Genomic DNA, 17,038 nt, shown 5'->3' on the forward strand with positions numbered 1-17,038 from the left:
ACCGCCCTTTTCTGATGCCCCTGGACTGCCATGCAACTCGCTGAAATCTCCATTCGCCGGCCGGTGTTTGCCACCGTGCTGTCGCTGCTGGTGCTGCTGATTGGTGCGGTGAGCTTCACGCGCCTGTCGGTGCGCGAATACCCCAAGATCGATGAACCCGTGGTCACCGTCAGCGTGCGCTACGCGGGCGCCTCGGCCGAGGTGATCGAATCCCAGGTCACCAAGCCGCTCGAAGACTCGATTGCCGGGATTGACGCGGTGGATGTGATCACCTCCATCAGCCGCGCCGAGCAAAGCCAGATCAGCGTGCGTTTTCGCCTGGAGAAGGACGCCGACAACGCCGCTGCCGAGGTGCGTGACCGCACGGCGCGCGTGCGCAACCGCCTGCCCACGGCTGTGGACGAGCCGGTGATCGCCAAGGTCGAGGCCGACGCCTCGCCCGTGATGTGGCTGGCCTTCAGCAGCGACACGCGCAGCCCGCTGGAGATCAACGACCTCATCAACCGCATCGTCAAGCCCCGCCTGCAGACCGTGACCGGTGTGGCCGACGTGCCCATCTACGGCGAACGCAAATACGCCATGCGCGTGTGGCTGGACCCGGAGCGCATGGCCGGCTACCGCCTGACCACGCAGGACGTGGAAGACGCGATCCGCCGCAACAACCTGGAGCTGCCCGCAGGCCGGATCGAATCCCAGCAGCGCGAGTTCAGCGTCACCTCCCAGACCGACCTGAAAACGCCTGCGCAGTTCTCCAACATCGTGATCCGCACGGTCAACGGATTTCCCGTGCGCATCCAGGACGTGGCACGGGTGGAAGAGGGCGCGGCCAGCGACCGCAGCCGCGTGCGCCTGAACGGCCGAGACGCGATCTCGGTGGGCGTGATCCGCCAGGCCACGGCCAACCCGCTGGAGCTGTCGCAAGGCGTGCGTGCCATGCTGCCGCTGCTCAAGGCCGACCTGCCGCCAGACATCGGCATCGACGTCGCCAACGACAACTCCCTGTTCATCGACCGCTCCATCAAAAGCGTCTACACCACCATTGCCGAGGCCGTGGTGCTGGTGGCCCTGGTGATCTTTGTGTTCCTGCGCACCTTCCGCGCGTCCATCATCCCCATCGTCACCATCCCGGTGAGCCTGGTGGGCAGCTTTGCGCTGATGTCGCTGGCGGGGTTTTCGATCAACACGCTCACGCTGCTGGCGCTCGTGCTGGCCATCGGCCTGGTGGTGGACGATGCCATCGTGATGCTGGAGAACATCTACCGCCACATCGAAGAGGGGCTCGACCCGTTTTCCGCCGCCATCAAGGGCGCGCGCGAGATCGGTTTTGCCATCGTGGCCATGACACTCACGCTGGTGGCGGTGTACGCACCGCTGGCCTTCACGCCGGGCCGCACGGGGCGGCTTTTTGTGGAGTTTGCGCTGGCGCTGGCTGGGGCGGTGGTGGTGTCGGGCTTCGTGGCGCTCACGCTCTCGCCCATGATGTGTTCGCTGCTGCTCAAGCACAACCCCAAACCCAACTGGTTCGACCGCTCGATGGAGCGCTGGCTCACGGCGCTGTCGGACGTCTATGGCCGCCTGCTGCGCTGGATCGTCACGGCGCGCTGGGGCGGCGGCAAGGGCTCTGCGGCGGGTGGTGGCGTGCGGGGGGCCATCTTCCAGGCCCGCTGGATCGTGGTGGGCGTCATGGCCTTGAGCGGGCTGGCGCTGGCGCTGGTGTTCCCCACCATGCGGCAGGAGCTGTCGCCGCTGGAAGACCGGGGCACCATCCTGGCCAGCGTCACCGCGCCCGACGGCGCCACGCTGGACTACACCAACCGCTACGCGCTGGAGCTGGAAAAGATCGGCACCACCTACCCCGAGTTCGACCGCGTGTTTGCCAACATTGGTAACCCCACGGTGGCGCAGGGCAGCGTCATCTACCGCACGGTGGACTGGGAAAGCCGCAACCGCACCACGCTCGACCTGGCCAAGGAACTGCAACCCAAGGTGGCGGGCCTGCCAGGCGTGAACGCCTTCCTGATCACGCCGCCGTCGCTGGGCCAGGGCTTTCGCTCACGCCCGCTCACCTACGTGATCCAGACCTCGGACAGCTACGAGAACCTGAGCAAGGTGGTGGCCGCCTTCATGGCCGAGATTGCGCAGAACCCCGGCATCGTGGGCCCCGACGTGGACCTGCGCCTGAACAAGCCCGAACTGCGCATCGAGGTCAACCGTGAGCGCGCGGCCGACCTGGGCGTGAGCGTGGAAGTGGTGGCCAAGGCCATCGAGACCATGCTGGGCGGCCGCACCGTGACGCGCTACAAGCGCGACGCCGAGCAATACGACGTGATCGTGCAGACCGAGGCGCGGGGCCGCACCACGCCCGAGAACATCGACACCATCTACGTGCGTGGCCGCAACGAAGCCATGATCCCGCTGTCCAGCCTGGTCAACGTGCGCGAGAGCGTGAGCCCGCGCGAGCTGAACCACTTTGGCCAGCGCCGCTCGGCCACCATCACGGCCAATCTGTCGTCCGACTACTCGCTGGGCCAGGCCCTCACCTTCATGAACGAGACGGCCGCCAAGGTGCTCAAGCCCGGCTACACCACCGACCTGAACGACACCTCGCGCGAGTTCAAGAACTCGCAGGGCGCGCTGGGCGTGGTGTTTGTGCTGGCGCTGGTGTTCATCTTCCTGGTGCTGGCCGCGCAGTTCGAGAGCTTCATCGACCCGCTGGTGATCATGGTCTCGGTGCCGCTGTCCATGATCGGCGCGCTGCTGGCGCTCAAGTGGAGCGGCGGCTCGCTCAACGTGTATTCGCAGATCGGGCTGATCACCCTGGTGGGGCTGATCACCAAACACGGCATCCTGATCGTGGAGTTCACCAACCAGCTGCGCGAAGAGGGCATGGAGATGGTGGACGCGCTGGTCAAGGCGTCGGCCCAGCGCCTGCGTCCTATCCTCATGACCACCGGCGCCATGGTGCTGGGCGCCATCCCCCTGGCCCTGGCCAAGGGCGCTGGCGCCGAGACGCGCATGCAGATCGGCTGGGTGATTGTGGGCGGTATGTCGCTGGGCACCTTGCTCACGATTTTTGTGGTGCCCACCATGTACACCCTGTTTGCTCGCAAGGCGGTGCCAGGCGCCAACACGGCGGTGGCAGCCGAGGAGCCGGAGCATCCACTGCACCCGCACGACTATGTGGCCAAGTAGCCCTGTGCACGGCGGGTAAAAAGAAGCCCCATCGGGGCTTCTTATTATTGGTGCTTCAGGGCTGCGCCACAGTGGACTGCACGGCGTCGGAGATGTCCTGCAGCGCCTGCGGCCGTACGAGCCGCGCCACTTCCTTGCCGTCCTTGAGGAACACCAGCGTGGGCCAGAGCTTCACGCCAAACGTGCGCCCCAGGCGCTGGCCCGGGCCGTCTTCCACCTTGATGTGCGCGACCTCTGCGTGGTCTTTCAGTGCCTGCTCGATCAGCGGCTGGGCGCGCTGGCAATGGCCACACCATGGGGTGCCAAATTCGACCATGGTGGCGCCGGTCAGGCGGTCCACGTCGTCGCGGGAAGGGGGTTGTGCAAGGTGCTGAGCGGCGTAGGGCATAAGGTCAAATTGTCAGAGCAGGGAACGGCGCGAAACGCTGCAGGGGGATCAAATCACCCCGTCAAACACCATCACATCCACCATGTCACCCACCGCCACATTGCCCTGACTGTGGTGCAGGACGATGAGGCCATTGGCCTGCACCATGGAGCTGAGCACGCCCGAGCCCTGGTTGCCGGTGGTGCACACCTGGAGCGTGCCATCTGCGGCGGTGGTGACCAGGCCGCGCTGGTACTCCGTGCGCCCGGGTTTCTTGCGCATCGCTTCGGTGCTGACAGCGCGCAGCAGCGGCGGAGTGGTGCGGGTGCTGCCCATCATGCGCAGCAGGGCGGGGCGTACAAAGGCCAGAAAGGTCACCATCACCGCCACCGGGTTGCCGGGCAGGCCAAAAAGCACGGCGCCAGCACTGGAATGTGGATTGCTATTGGTTTTATAGCTATCAGGGCTTGATGGTTGCGCGGTGGAAGCTGTTTTTTCTCCAAATCCAGCGGCGGCGATGCGCCCCACGGCCATGGGACGGCCCGGGCGCATGGCGATGCGCCAGAAGGCCACGTCGCCCAGCTTCTTCATCATGGTGCGGGTGTGGTCGGCCTCGCCCACGCTCACGCCGCCGCTGGTGATGATGGCGTCGGCCTGCTGGGCTGCCTGGCGGAACGCGGCTTCGAGCAGCGCAGGCTCGTCGCGCACCACGCCCAGGTCGATCACCTCCACGCCCAGGCGTGTGAGCAGGCCGAACACGGTGTAGCGGTTGCTGTCGTACACGGCGCCTTCGCGGGGCGCCTCGCCCAGGCTCAGGATCTCGTCGCCGGTCGAAAAATACGCTACGCGCAGGCGGCGCACCACCGTCACGGTGGGCAGGCCCAGGCTGGCCACCAGGCCCAGCGCGGCGGGCGTGAGCAGCTCGCCACGCGCCAGCGCCACGCCGCCTTCCATCAGGTCTTCGCCCTTGAAGCGGCGGTTGTCGCCCAGTTGCAGCACATCGGCGGCGATGGTGATGTGTTCAGCGCCGTCGGTGGTGGTCGAGGTGGTGAACTCCTGCGGCACCACGGTGTCGAGGCCCGCAGGCATGATGGCGCCGGTCATGATCTTCACGCACTCGCCCGCTGCCACGGTGCCTGCCCAGGCCTTGCCCGCGAGCGCCGTGCCCACCACGCGCAGCGTGAGGGGCTGGCCCTTGGCCAGCTGGGCGCCCGCAAAGGCATAGCCGTCCATGGCCGAGTTGTCGTGTGGCGGCACGCTGATGGGCGACACCACATCGCGGGCCAGCACGCGGCCCAGGGCGTTGAAGAGGGGCAGTTCCTCGGTGGCGGTCACGGGCTCGACCAGGCGGTCCAGGAACGCGTTGACGTCGGCGGCTTTCAGGGCCTGGGGGTCGTAGCCTTGCAGCTCGGCGGCGATCTGGGCAATGGTCTTCATGGGGGTCAACAACAACAGTCAGGTGTGCCGCGCAGCGAGTGGCTCGTCAATGGCTCGTCACCGGCTTCTTACTTGGAGCGGCAGGCGGGAAAAGGGTCGGGGGTCAGCACGAGCAGCATGTGCAGCTTGTCATAGGCCACGTTGTCCACCACCACGGCGCGCGGCAGCAGGCCCCAGGCAGTGAAGCCCGCCTGCTCGTACAGCCGCACCACATGGGTGTTGGATGCCGTGACCGTGAGCACCAGCTGCGTGAGGCCCGGTACATTGCGCGCGGCCTGCACGCAGGCGGCCACCAGTTGCTGGCCAATGCCCCGGCGCTGCGCGGTGGGCGCCACCATCATGCCCACCACGGTGGCGCAGTGGCGCTGCTTGGCGCGCTGCTCGCGCTCGCAGCCCAGGCAGCCCAGCAACTGGCCTGCAGCATCGAAGGCGCCCAGAAAGAACACGCCCGACTCCACCGGGCCAAAACGCACCGCATATTCCTTGGCCGGGCGGCCTACCGACGCGGCGTAGTCTGAGGTGAACGCATCCGGCGCGGTGCGCAGTGCCTCGTCGCGCAGGGCCTTGTAGGCCACGGCATCGGCGGTGACCAGGGGCCGGATATGGACGGCGTTGGCGGCGGCCGCAGCGGCAGCAAAGGCGGTGGCGGGCGGCAGGGGCTCGGTCATGGTGGGGTGGTCGTCTCGGGTCAGGGGCGCTCAGGTCGATGATGGGCTGGCGCTTTCCAGCGCATGCAGCTCGGCCAGGGTGTTGGCGTTGAAGAACGCCTGCGGATCATCGCCCGGCTGGTCAAATGCCACGATGGCGCAGCGGTGCCGGGCCGTCCAGGCGTCAATCTTGCGGCCACCGGCCTGGGTGAAGGCGACCAGGCTTTCGAGCAGCTCCACGCGCAGCAGGCAGAACACGGGCTGGGGGCGTACCTGGATGTGGCCCTGGCCATCGTCCTCGGGCGCGGCGGCCATGGCGATCTCGGCGTCTTGTGCATCCGCCGCTGCGGCCAGGCGCTGGGCCAGGTCCAGCGGGAAAAGCGGGGTGTCGCAGGGCACCGTCAGCAGCCACTGCGTTTCGCAGCGCTCCAGCCCGGTCAGAAAACCCGCCAGCGGGCCTGCATAGTCGGCCAGCACATCGGGCCACACAGGTGCGCCAAAGGCTTCGTAGGCCGCCAGGTTGCGGTTGGCATTGACCATCACATTGCCGGTCTGCATCTGCAGCCGCATCAGCGTGTGCAGCGCCAGCGGCAGGCCGCGAAAGTTCTGCAGGCCTTTATCGACCCCGCCCATGCGGGAGCCCCGGCCACCGGCGAGGACCAGGCCGGTGATGTCTTGGGTTTCAATCATTCGTTCAATCGTTATCCACCGATGTAGCTCATTTCCACCCGCCTTGCGCCGTGCCCCGTGTCCGCTGGCAGGCTGCTGCGCAACTCCGAATACCGGTCGGTGCGCTGCTGCCAGATGGGGGCGATGGCCGAGGCAATGGCTTCGTCGCTGGCGCCGCCGCGCAGCAGGGTGCGCAGGTCGTAGCCCTGGGTGGCAAACAGGCACAGGTAGAGCTTGCCTTCGGTGGACAGCCGCGCACGGTTGCAGTCGTGGCAGAACGCCTGGGTCACGCTGCTGATCACGCCGACCTCGCCCAGGCTGGGGTCGTGCTGGCCCGCTGCGTTGGCATAGCCCCAGCGCTCGGCGGTCTCGCCGGGGCTGCTGGGGTCCAGTTGCACCAGGGGCAACTCGGCGCGCAGGCGTTCAATCAGTTCGGCCGAGGGCAGCACTTCGTCCATGCGCCAGCCGTTGGTGGCTCCCACGTCCATGTATTCGATGAAGCGCAGCGTGGTGCCCGTGCCGCGAAAATGCCGCGCCATGGGCAGGATCTCGTGCTCGTTGGTGCCGCGCTTGACCACCATGTTGACCTTGATCTGCGACAGCCCGGCCGCGTGCGCCGCCTCGATGCCCGCCAGCACGTCGGCCACCGGAAAGTCCACATCGTTCATGCGGCGGAAGACCGCGTCGTCCAGGCCGTCCAGGCTCACCGTCACGCGGTTCAGGCCCGCGTCCTTCAGGGCTTGGGCCTTGCGGGCCAGCAACGATCCGTTGGTGGTCAGGGTCAGGTCGGGGGGCAAGCCATCCACCGTGCGCAACTGGGCCAGCTGGGCCACCAGTTCTTCGAGGTTCTTGCGCAGCAGCGGCTCACCGCCCGTGAGGCGGATCTTGCGCACGCCATGGGCCAGAAAGAGCCGTGCCAGCCGTGTGATTTCCTCAAAGCTCAGCAGTGCGCCATGGGGCAGGTAGGGGTAGTCCTTGTCGAACACTTCCTTGGGCATGCAGTAGTTGCAGCGGAAGTTGCACCGGTCCGTGACGCTGATGCGCAGGTCGCGCAGGGGGCGGCCCAGGGTGTCGGTGAGCTGGCCGGTGGGGGCCACAGGGTGCGTGGGCACCCGCGCCGCCAAAGCGGCGATGCGTTGGTCCACCAGAGGAATCACACGTTCGGCCATGGCGTGATTTTGCCGCATGGGCCCCGGCAAAGGGGCCAAGCCCCTCAGCGCGGAGTTGATCGCGGTCAAGTTTTGCCCCGGGCGGTGTTGTGGCGCGCCTTTGACATGGCGCAGGGCGCTCTGAATGCTGCGTTGCAACAATCTGCCCATCCGATTTCAAGGGGACTTCCATGTTGTGGACGCGCGAATGTGTAGCCGATGCCATGCCGTGCCAGCGCCGGGCTGCGGTGCAGTGGGTGGCAGCGGGGGTGCTGTTGCCCACCTGGGCCACGTGGGCGACCGGGGCCCAGGCGCAGATGGGGCTGTCGGGCGCTATCAACTACGCGGGCTGGTTCCGCGCGCTGTCGCAGCGCATGGCCAAGGCCTATTGCCAGCAATACCTGCAGGTGCTGCCCGCTGCAGCGGTGGACGTGCTGGGGCTGGCGCGCAAGATGGTGCAATCGGGCAGCAGCGAGCTGGCCCGGGGCATGCAGACCGGGCGCTGGCCCGCCGACGTGGGGCGCCAGCTCGAAGAGGTGCAAAAGCAGTTTGCGCTGCTGAACCAGCTCACCGCCACGCAGCCCACCCAGACCGCGCTGGTGGTGGCCGCCTCCGACCAGGCCGACCGCACGCTGCTGATTGCCCAGACGGTGACCGAATCCATCGAAAAGCTGGCACAGGCGCCCAGTGCGCGCCTGGTGAACCTGGCGGGCCGCCAGCGCATGCTGTCGCAGCGCCTGGCCAAGAACTACTTCTTGAACGCGGCCAAAGTGGAGTCCAAGGTGGTGCAGGCGCAGCTCGTGTCAGACGCCGCAGACTTCCGCCTGGCGTTGCAGGCGCTCAAGGCCGCGCCCGTGTCCACGCCCGCCATTCGCAACGAGCTGGAGCTGGCCGACTCGCAGTGGCTGTTTTTTGAATCGGCCCTGCGCCGCGCGGCCGACGATGCGGGGCTCCACACGGTGGCCACCACCAGCGAGCGCCTGCTGGGCGTGATGGACAAGCTCACCAACCTGTACGAAGTTACCTTGCGGGAGGTGCTGGGCTGAGGGTCGGAAAAGGGAAGTCGGCTTGCGATCAGCTGCCAGCGGCGGTGTGCTAGGCGAAATCTGCCAAGCGGCAGCCCCGCCCCACCAGCACCAGCCGGGTGTCCAAGGCCGCATAAAAGCCCGGTGGCGGTGGCAGGGGCAGCTGCTCCACGCGTTTGTGTTCCCCAATGCGTACGGCGGCCAGCTCGTAGTCGCGCGCCAGGGCCATCCACAGGCCATGGGCGCCTGCCGATTGCCGTGCACCCGTCATGAGGCTGCGGCCAGAGTCCAGCCACCAGCGGTAGATGGCGGAGGCAATGCCCATGCGGCGGTAGCCGTGCGCCACCTTGGTGTGCGGCGCGCGCAGGTGGCGGTCGGTGCGCCGGTCCACCTCCACCAGCCGGTTGAACACGGTGTGGGCCACGATGCGGTTGCGTTGCGGGTCGATGGCATACACAAACACCTCACCGTCGGCCTCGCGCATGCGAAGCACCAGCCCGTGCAGGTGCAAAGGCAGCGGCTGCATCGCATCGCGCGTGCGGTGGTTGGTGCGGATGCGGTCGTGCAGGGCGTCAAACTCGCGCTGGATGTCGCGGCCCGACAGGTCCACGTCGATGCGCAGTTCGGTCCACAAGCGGCCCCAGGCCCCCAGCCGACCTTGCCAGCCCTGGTCTGCGGGCGCGTGCTGGGCAAAGAGCGGAGGGAAGCACCCAGCGAGCGAAGCGGTGGTCATGGCGCATCCCCTCGGCTGTCGATCCAGCAGCCGCTGAGCAGCCGCGCGGGCCGCTCCATCGCGCACACCCGGGCACTGGTCGGCCAGTCGGGCAGTGGCACCACCAGGCCCGCATACACGCCGTAGGCCTCGCCTGCGGCAATCGTTTCTCCCGCCCACAGGCTTTCGCCCGCACGGATGGCACCACCGGCGTGGATGTGTCCACCCGCCCGCACGCCCCAGCCCACCTGCAGGTGGCCCTTGCAGTCCACACCGCCCATCACCCACACGCCCCGGGCCGCCTGCACGGCGGCGCCAGCGTGCAGGTGGCCGCCCAACTTGATGCCGCCTTCGCAGCCCAGGTCGCCCACCACCCGCAGATCCTGGGCCACCCGGCAGTGACCGCCGATCTGGACGGAGGCCCCGCCCTCCAGCTCGCCACCCACCCGCAGGCTGCCCGTGCATTGCAGCCGTTGCGCCACCGCCAGTGACCAGCCCACGCGTGCATCGCCGTGTATCCGCGCGCTGCCGTTGCAGCGCACGGCGCCCGCCACGCGCAGGTCTTCGCCCACGCGCAGCGCCCCGCCCACCCGCAGGCCACCCTGCACATGCAGGCTGCGGCCGGTGCGCAGCACGCCGTTCACGTCCGCGCTGCCCCGGCAGTGCACGCTGCCCGCAAACACCAGTGCGTCTGCCTCCAGGTGGTCCACTTCCAGCACATCGTTGGTCGGGCCGAACTGGTCCAGCATCCAGCAAGCGTCCTCCAGGCGGCCTTCGCGCACCAGGTCGTCCAGCAGGGCCTGGTAGTTGCTCGCACCTTCCTGGCGGCGCAGGTACCAGCGGTAGCCGTCGGCGCAAGGCCGCTTGGCGCGGATGAAGTGGCGGGTGATGTCGGTGGCGGCAGCCGCGTTGGCCATGGCCTCATCGGCGGTCGGGCAGCGCGTGGGAGCGCATCGGGCGCAGGGGGCGAGCGAAATCTCGCCGGAAGGAAACGGGGGCATGAGCACTCCTGGAGTCCGCGCCCCGGCAGTTACCAAGGCGCAAGCTGGCGCTGGGCAAGGGGCCCGGCGACAGGAGGTGCGCGAAAAAAAGCGGAGGGGGAGGGGGTGTCGCCGGGCTCAGGAATCTGCAGCAAGGGTGCAGAGAGCGCGGTCACCGGCCTGGAGCGTGGCCTGCGAGCGCGCGGCACGGCGCAGCGGCACGGTGGCGCTGGCAGCTGTGGCGGGGGAGGGGCTCGCAAACATCGGCGGCACTATAGGCAGCGGCTTCCAGGGCGTCAAATCAATCCGCACTGCCTTGGTGCGGATTGGGGCGCGCGCCACGGCAAGTGATGGTGGCTTGCGAGCGCGCTTGGACGCTGGGTTACACGCAGCGTCCGCCATCCACCTCGATGCACACGCCGCTGATGAACGACGCCTCTTCGCTGGCCAGGTACAGCGCGGCATTGGCCACGTCCAGCGCGGTGGAGAAGCGGCCCAGCGGGATGGTGGCCAGGAACTTGGCACGGCGCGCATCGTCCACCGGGCCGCCCGCAAACTCGGCGGCCAGGCCCGTGTCGGGGTTGAACACGGGGTTGATGCAGTTCACGCGGATGTTGTCGGGGCCCAACTCGGCGGCCATCGACTTGCTGGTGATGATGACCGCGCCCTTGGAGCCGTTGTACCAGGTGAGGCCCGGGCGCGGGCGCAGACCGGCGGTAGAGGCGATGTTGATGATGCTGCCGCCCCCCGCCTGGCGCAGTGCGGGCACGGCGTGGATGGCGCTCAGGTAAATGCTCTTCATGTTGATGGCATAGACCTTGTCGAACTCTTCCTCGCTCACTTCGAGCATGGGGCGGTTGCGGTGCGTCCAGCCGGCGTTGTTGACCACCACGTCCAGACGGCCGTACAGGCGCACGGCCTCATCGACCATCGCCTTGACCTGGGCGGAGTTCGTCACGTCGGCCTTGAAGAAGGCGGCGGTGCCGCCCGCAGCGGTGATCTCGGCCACCACGCGCTGGCCGCCCGCTTCGTTGATGTCGTTGACGATGACCTTGCCGCCCTCGGCCGCCAGGCGCTTGGCGATGCCTTCGCCAATGCCGTTGCCGGCGCCGGTGACGATGATGGACTTGTTCGAAACGCGCATGGAATGGCTCCTTGAATTATTCAAAATTGATAGCTGCTAGCGCTTGACCATCAAGCGCTAGAGGCTGATTTGGTTGATATTTCTGTGCTGGCGGGCGGTTCCACGGCCTTGGCGGCCTGGGGCGCACGGCCGTAGAACTGGGGGAAAAACTCTTTCACGCCGTTGCCGTTGAAGTCCCAGCCTGTGCACTGGCCCAGGTGGCGCGGCGGTTCATCCGGGTTGGCGGACGAAAAAACGGCGGGCACCGACTGGAAGGCGGCGGTAGCCAGGTTGAACAGCAGTTCGCGCACGTGCGTGCAGCTTTCCACGCCGCCCAGGTGCTTTTGGATGGCCTGGCGCCAGCCGCGCGCCATGCTGCAGCCCACCATGCGCTGCATCGCGGCCTGGGCCTCGGTGCAACCTTTGAGCGGGTGCGAGTCCATGGCCACGTCAATGGCCTGCACCACCAGCTGGCGGTTCACGGTCACGCGCAGCCACATGTGGTGGATGGCTTCACCCGCCATGCGCTGCTTGGTGGGGTCGCGGAACGAGGTGGCGTCATAGGCCTTGCTGTCGTGCAGCTCGCCCTCGATGTCCCACAGGCCATCGTCGCGTTCAAAGCCCTGGTAGTTCACCCGGCGGACATGCTTCAGGGTGCGGGGGGCGGGGGGGCTCAGGGGCATGGCAAAGAAAAGGCGTCGTACGGAAGGGGCAGAGGTTAGCGGGGCTCACCCGCGCCGTCGTGCGCAGGTGCGACACCTTGTTGCGCAATCAACCGTACTTGATGGCCACCGTCTTCAAGGTGGTGAAGCCGTACAGCGCCTCAAAGCCCTTCTCGCGCCCGTAGCCGCTGGACTTGACGCCGCCAAACGGTAGCTCCACGCCACCTGCGGCGCCGTAGTTGTTGATGAACACCTGCCCGCTGTGCACACGCTTGGCCATGCGGAACTGGCGCGCGCCGTCGCGCGTCCAGATGCCCGCGACCAGGCCGAACTGCGTGGCGTTGGCCAGCTCCACGGCATGGTCCTCGTCCTGGAAGGCCATGGCCGACAGCACGGGGCCAAAGACTTCTTCCTGCGCCAGCCGGTGCTGCACGGGCACATCGCGCAGCAGGGTGGGGGCCTGGTAGTAGCCGGTTTCGGGCGCATCGTCCACCACCACGCCCTGCGCCACCATGGGGATGCCAGCCACCTGCGCGTCGGAGAGGAAGTCCCACACGCGCTGCTGCTGCGTCTGGCGGATCAGCGGGCCCACGTCCAGGTCCATGGCGGCGGGGCCCACGCGAAGCTGCTCGAAAGCCTTGCCCAGGCGCTCCAGCAGGGGTTCGTAAATCAGCGAGTCGATGAGCACGCGCGAACCGGCCGAGCAGGTCTGCCCCGCGTTCTGCACGATGGCGTTGATGACCACGGGGATGGCCGCGTCCAGGTCCGCATCGGCAAAGATGATCTGCGGGCTTTTGCCGCCCAGCTCCAGCGTCACGGGGCAGTGGCGCTCGGCCGCCACCTGCTGGATCAGCGTGCCGATCTTGGGGCTGCCGGTGAAGCTGATGTGGTCGATGCCGGGGTGGCGCGCCAGCGCATCGCCCACCTCGTGGCCGTAGCCGGTGACGATGTTCAAGGCGCCGGACGGAAATCCCACCTCGGCTGCCAGCTGCGCCACGCGGATCAGCGAGAGGCAGGCGTCCTCCGCCGGCTTGACCACGCACACATTGCCCGCCGCCAGCGCGCCGCCCACGCTGCGGCCGAAGATCTGCATGGGGTAGTTCCAGGGGATCACATGGCCCGTGACGCCGTGCGGCTCGCGCCAGGTGAGCACGCTGTAGCCGTCGGGGTAGGGGATGGTCTCGCCGTGGAACTTGTCGCAGGCACCGGCGTAGAACTCGAAGTAGCGCGCCAGCGCAATCGCATCGGCCCGCGCCTGCTTGGTGGGCTTGCCGCAGTCGCGCTGCTCCAGCGCTGTCAGCTCGTCCGCATGCTCCAGGATCTTGGCCGAGAGCTTTTGCAGCAGGCGGCCGCGCTCCACCGGGGCGAGCTTTTGCCACACGGCGTTGTAGCACTGGCGGGCTGCATGCACTGCCGCATCGATGTCGTCGGCGTTGCTGCGCTGGATCTCGTCGAAGGGCTGGCCGTCCGACGGGTCGATCACAGGGATCGTGCGGCCCGAAGCGGACGGAACTGAGGCGTTGGCGATGTAGTTCAGTTGCATGGCCGTGATTGTGCCCGGAAATGGAATGTGTGCTTAGTATTTGAATGAAAAGGGCCGCTACCGCGCGACCATCAAGCGAATGCAGCTATTGTTTTAATAGTGATGTCAGTAACATGCCGCGCGCAGGGCCGCCAGGTCCAGGATTTCCACCTCGCCGCGCTGCACCCGCACCAGGTGGCGAGCCTCCAGGTCTTTGAGGATCTGGTTGGTGGTCTGGCGCGAGATGGCCAGCATCAGCGACAGCTGCTCTTGCGAGATGCCGATCACCCGGCGCGACTGGCCCTCGGCGTTCCACTGGCCGTAGCCCTCGGCCATCATCACCAGGCGGCGCGCCAGGCGCTGCGGTGCGGGCAGCAGGGCCAGTTCTTCGATGGCCACAAAGGCCGTGCGCAGCTTGTCGGTGAGCAGCAGCGCCAGCGCGTGCCAGTGCCCGGGGTGGGCCTGCAGCCAGGCCTGCAGCCGCTCGTGCGGCACCTGCACCAGCGTGCTGGCCTCGGCAGCGTGCGCATCGTGCGTGCGGGCCGAGCCGTCAAACACCGAGATCTCGCCAAACCAGTGGGGCGGCTCCAGCCGCGTGAGCAGCGCCGAGCGCGCCTCGTGCGCCCGCCCGCCCGTGCCCGAGATACTGATCGCGCCGCGCACCACCGCATACAGCCCACAGGGCGCGTCGCCGCGCAAAAAAAGCACCTCGCCCGCCTGCAGCTGGCGCACATGCGCCATGGCGATCAGCGGCTGGGCAAAGTCGGGCGGCAGGTGGGCAAACCAGCGGCCGGACTGGAGGACGGGCAGATAAGTGGCGGGGTCGGTCATGCAGTGCAGATTGGGCGCGAGGCAGGGTGGGGCGGTGCCGTGGGAGTGTGCCTTTTTGTCGTCTGCACGACAGACGCTGGCGAGGCCCCGGGGCGAGTATTGATGCTGCTCAAAACAACAGCCGGAGACACCCATGAAAACCCTGATCGACCACCTGGCGCAGTACGCCGACTACCACCGCGACCCGCGCAACATCCACACCCATTTTGTGGGCGTGCCGATGATCATGTTTGCGGTGGTCATCCTGCTGTCGCGCCCGACCTGGATGGCAGGCGCTTTGCCGCTGAGCCCGGCGCTGCTGGCTGCGTTGGCCGCCAGCGTCTTCTACTTCCGGCTGGACACGCGTTTTGGCCTGGCCATGGCGGCCCTGCTGGCGGCCATGCTGGTGGGCGGCCAATGGGTGGCGTTGCAGAGTTTGGCGGTGTGGCTGGCCACGGGCATTGGCCTGTTTGCGGTGGGCTGGGTGATCCAGTTTGTGGGCCACTACTACGAAGGCCGCAAGCCCGCGTTTGTGGACGACCTGGTGGGCCTGATCGTCGGCCCGCTGTTTGTGGTGGCCGAGTGGGCGTTTGCGCTGGGCCTGCGCAAGGAAGTGCAGGCCGCGATTGAAGCGCGCAGCGGCCCGGTGCGCCTGCGCACTGGCCAGGCGGCTGCCTGAGCGCTCAGGGTCTGACACCCTTCTTCCTTCCCTTGCCGCTGGGGCGGCTCTGCGCCGCCTCGTCCCTCGCTGCGCGGCAGCCCTTGGTTCCGCCGTCCTTACCCCTCATTGAATGGAGCGCGGCCGCCGTGGCCGCGTGTGTGTTTCCATGAATTTTGTTTCCATCCTGCCCACGCTGCTGTTCATCGCGCTGGGCCTGGTCATGTTCGGCCTGGGCCTGTCGCTCACGGTGGGCGACTTCATGCGCCTACTGCAGCACCCGCGCGCCGTGGTGCTGGCCCTGGTGCTGCAGGTGCTGGTGCTGCCCGCCGCGTGTTATGCGCTCATCGTGCTGCTGGGCGTGGCACCGATCTATGCCGTGGGGCTGATGCTGCTGGCGGCCTCGCCTGGCGGGGTGTCGGCCAATCTGTTCAGCCATTTGTTTGGCGGCAACGTGGCGATGAACATCTCGCTCACGGCCATCAACACCGTGCTGTCGATCATCAGCCTGCCGCTCATCACCAACTGGGCCATCAACACCTTAGCGCACACCGGCCAGGTGGTGCCGCTGCAGTTTGGCAAGGTGGTGGAGGTGATCGTCATCGTGCTTGTGCCGGTGGTGCTGGGCATGGCGGTACACCGCCGCGTGCCATCGTTCAGCGCACGCATGGAAAAGCCCATGAAGATCTTCAGCGCCGTGGTGCTGGCGGCTTTTGCACTGATCGCGATTGCCAAGGAATGGTCGGCGCTGGTCGAATCTTTCGCGGGCATCGGCCCGGCGGTGCTGCTGTTCAACGCCATCAGCCTGGCATCGGGCTACTACCTTGCGCGCGCGGCGGGGCTGGACAAATCCATGGCTACCGCCATCAGCTTTGAGATCGGCATTCACAACTCCACGCTTGCCATCTTCATCGCGCTGTCGGTGCTGGACAACTTCCAGCTCGCACTGCCCGCAGCCATCTACTCGGTCAGCATGTACCTCATGGCCACGCTGTTTGGCACGCTGGTGCTGCGCCGCAAGGGCGTGGCCGAGGCCCGGGCTGCGTGATGCGGCGCGCCGTGGTGGTGAAGAGGGCCTTGTGGGCGCTGGCGCTGCTGGTGCTTTGTGCGCTGGGCGCGCTGGTCTGGGCCCTGCAGCAGCACCCGTCGTTGCAGCCTTATGCCGATCCGCGGTGGAAGGCCCCCAGCGGCGGTGAGGCGCCACCGGGCCTCAAGGTGACGTTTCTCGGCGTGTCCACCGTGCTGCTGGACGATGGCGAGACAGCGCTGATGACGGACGGATTCTTCTCACGCCCCGGCAAGCTGCAGACCTTTCTGGGCCAGGTGGAGCCGGACATGCAGGCCATCATCCAGGGGCTGCAGCGCGCGGGTTTTCCGGGCGGGGTGGGCAAGCTGGCAGCGGTGATCCCGGTGCATTCGCACTACGACCATGCGATGGACGCCCCCGAGGTCGCCCGCCGCACAGGGGCGCTGCTGCTGGGCTCCGAGTCCACCGCCAACGTAGGGCGCGGCGCAGGCTTGGCCGCGTCGCAGATCCGCGTGGCACGGCTCGGCGAGCCGCAGCAGTTTGGCCGCTTCACGCTCACGCTGTACCCCAGCCGCCATGCGCCCACGGGCTTTACGGGCGGCGAGATCACCGCACCGCTGCGCCCACCCGTGCGCGCCAGCGAGTACAAGGAAGGCCAGAGCTACGCCCTGCACGTGGCGCATGGCGGCCGCACGCTGCTCATCGTGGGCAGCGCAGGCTTCGAGCCCGGCGCCCTGCGCGGCGTGCAGGCCGAGGTGGTGTTGCAGGGCATCGGCGCCCTCGGCCCCCGACCCGAAAGCTACCGCGATGCGCTGTGGACCGAAGTGATCGCCGCCGTGGGCGCCCGGCGTGTCATCCCCATCCACTGGGACGACTTCTGGCAGCTCCCGGGCCAGCCCATGGTGCCCATGCCGCCGCCGCTCGACGACTTCGATGCCTCGATGACCTACCTGCGCAACCGTGGCGCACGCGAAGGTGTGGATGTGCGCCTGCCGCTGGAGTGGCAGGCGATGGATGTGTGGGGCGGGCTGCCTGCGCGCCGGTGATGGGTGCCAGGTG

The 17,038-nt window shown here is 67.5% G+C and carries 16 protein-coding genes; 5 read left to right on the forward strand and 11 right to left on the reverse strand.

The window, feature by feature from the left end:
- Nucleotides 1-30 precede the first annotated feature (30 nt).
- Nucleotides 31-3,192, forward strand: coding sequence for an efflux RND transporter permease subunit (locus A1D30_RS04360; protein WP_063459557.1), 3,162 nt, complete (start codon nt 31-33; stop codon nt 3,190-3,192).
- A gap of 55 nt (nt 3,193-3,247) precedes the next feature.
- Here the strand turns inward: A1D30_RS04360 and A1D30_RS04365 are convergent, their stop codons facing one another.
- The 5 genes from A1D30_RS04365 to moaA form a co-directional block, all read right to left on the reverse strand.
- Nucleotides 3,248-3,580, reverse strand: coding sequence for a thioredoxin family protein (locus A1D30_RS04365; RefSeq protein ID WP_063459558.1), 333 nt, complete (start codon nt 3,578-3,580; stop codon nt 3,248-3,250).
- Between the two features lie 48 nt (nt 3,581-3,628).
- Nucleotides 3,629-4,996, reverse strand: a complete 1,368-nt coding sequence (gene glp, locus A1D30_RS04370) for a gephyrin-like molybdotransferase Glp (RefSeq protein WP_063459559.1) — start codon at nt 4,994-4,996, stop codon at nt 3,629-3,631.
- 68 nt (nt 4,997-5,064) lie between these two features.
- Entirely contained in the window at nt 5,065-5,664 is a 600-nt protein-coding gene (locus A1D30_RS04375) for a GNAT family N-acetyltransferase (RefSeq protein ID WP_082836312.1), read from the reverse strand.
- Between the two features lie 30 nt (nt 5,665-5,694).
- Nucleotides 5,695-6,333: a molybdenum cofactor guanylyltransferase MobA gene (mobA, locus tag A1D30_RS04380; protein ID WP_063459560.1), complete on the reverse strand. Its 639-nt coding sequence runs from the start codon at nt 6,331-6,333 to the stop codon at nt 5,695-5,697.
- Between the two features lie 11 nt (nt 6,334-6,344).
- Entirely contained in the window at nt 6,345-7,481 is a 1,137-nt protein-coding gene (gene moaA / locus A1D30_RS04385; protein WP_063459561.1) for a GTP 3',8-cyclase MoaA, read from the reverse strand.
- Nucleotides 7,482-7,651: 170 nt separating this feature from the next.
- Here moaA and A1D30_RS04390 point away from each other — a divergent pair, with 170 nt between their 5' ends.
- On the forward strand, nt 7,652-8,506 hold the full coding sequence (locus A1D30_RS04390; protein WP_063459562.1) for a type IV pili methyl-accepting chemotaxis transducer N-terminal domain-containing protein: 855 nt from the start codon (nt 7,652-7,654) through the stop codon (nt 8,504-8,506).
- A gap of 49 nt (nt 8,507-8,555) precedes the next feature.
- Here A1D30_RS04390 and A1D30_RS04395 read toward each other — a convergent pair whose 3' ends face one another.
- The 6 genes from A1D30_RS04395 to A1D30_RS04420 all read right to left on the reverse strand — a co-directional run bounded on the left by A1D30_RS04395 (nt 8,556) and on the right by A1D30_RS04420 (nt 14,315).
- Nucleotides 8,556-9,218, reverse strand: a complete 663-nt coding sequence (locus A1D30_RS04395) for a hypothetical protein (protein ID WP_082836313.1) — start codon at nt 9,216-9,218, stop codon at nt 8,556-8,558.
- Complete coding sequence (locus tag A1D30_RS04400) at nt 9,215-10,198, reverse strand: hypothetical protein (protein WP_082836314.1); 984 nt, start codon at nt 10,196-10,198, stop codon at nt 9,215-9,217. Before A1D30_RS04400 ends, A1D30_RS04395 begins: the two co-directional genes overlap by 4 nt.
- 361 nt (nt 10,199-10,559) lie before the next feature.
- Nucleotides 10,560-11,321: an SDR family oxidoreductase gene (locus A1D30_RS04405; protein ID WP_063459564.1), complete on the reverse strand. Its 762-nt coding sequence runs from the start codon at nt 11,319-11,321 to the stop codon at nt 10,560-10,562.
- Nucleotides 11,322-11,371: 50 nt separating this feature from the next.
- Nucleotides 11,372-11,983, reverse strand: a complete 612-nt coding sequence (locus tag A1D30_RS04410; protein ID WP_063459565.1) for a DUF2889 domain-containing protein — start codon at nt 11,981-11,983, stop codon at nt 11,372-11,374.
- Between the two features lie 88 nt (nt 11,984-12,071).
- Nucleotides 12,072-13,505 (reverse strand): aldehyde dehydrogenase family protein, encoded by a 1,434-nt coding sequence (locus tag A1D30_RS04415; RefSeq protein WP_063459566.1) that lies wholly within the window; start codon nt 13,503-13,505, stop codon nt 12,072-12,074.
- Between the two features lie 105 nt (nt 13,506-13,610).
- Nucleotides 13,611-14,315, reverse strand: a complete 705-nt coding sequence (locus A1D30_RS04420) for a Crp/Fnr family transcriptional regulator (RefSeq protein ID WP_063459567.1) — start codon at nt 14,313-14,315, stop codon at nt 13,611-13,613.
- A 133-nt stretch (nt 14,316-14,448) separates the two neighbouring features.
- Here A1D30_RS04420 and A1D30_RS04425 point away from each other — a divergent pair, with 133 nt between their 5' ends.
- From A1D30_RS04425 to A1D30_RS04435, 3 genes are all read left to right on the forward strand, one after another.
- Nucleotides 14,449-14,973, forward strand: coding sequence for an Mpo1-like protein (locus tag A1D30_RS04425; RefSeq protein ID WP_063459568.1), 525 nt, complete (start codon nt 14,449-14,451; stop codon nt 14,971-14,973).
- A 148-nt stretch (nt 14,974-15,121) separates the two neighbouring features.
- Nucleotides 15,122-16,000, forward strand: a complete 879-nt coding sequence (locus tag A1D30_RS04430; RefSeq protein ID WP_063459569.1) for a bile acid:sodium symporter family protein — start codon at nt 15,122-15,124, stop codon at nt 15,998-16,000.
- Nucleotides 16,000-17,025: an MBL fold metallo-hydrolase gene (locus tag A1D30_RS04435; protein ID WP_082836315.1), complete on the forward strand. Its 1,026-nt coding sequence runs from the start codon at nt 16,000-16,002 to the stop codon at nt 17,023-17,025. Before A1D30_RS04430 ends, A1D30_RS04435 begins: the two co-directional genes overlap by 1 nt.
- Nucleotides 17,026-17,038: the final 13 nt, after the last annotated feature.

The organism is Acidovorax sp. GW101-3H11 (genome assembly GCF_001633105.1).
Lineage (GTDB): Bacteria > Pseudomonadota > Gammaproteobacteria > Burkholderiales > Burkholderiaceae_C > Acidovorax.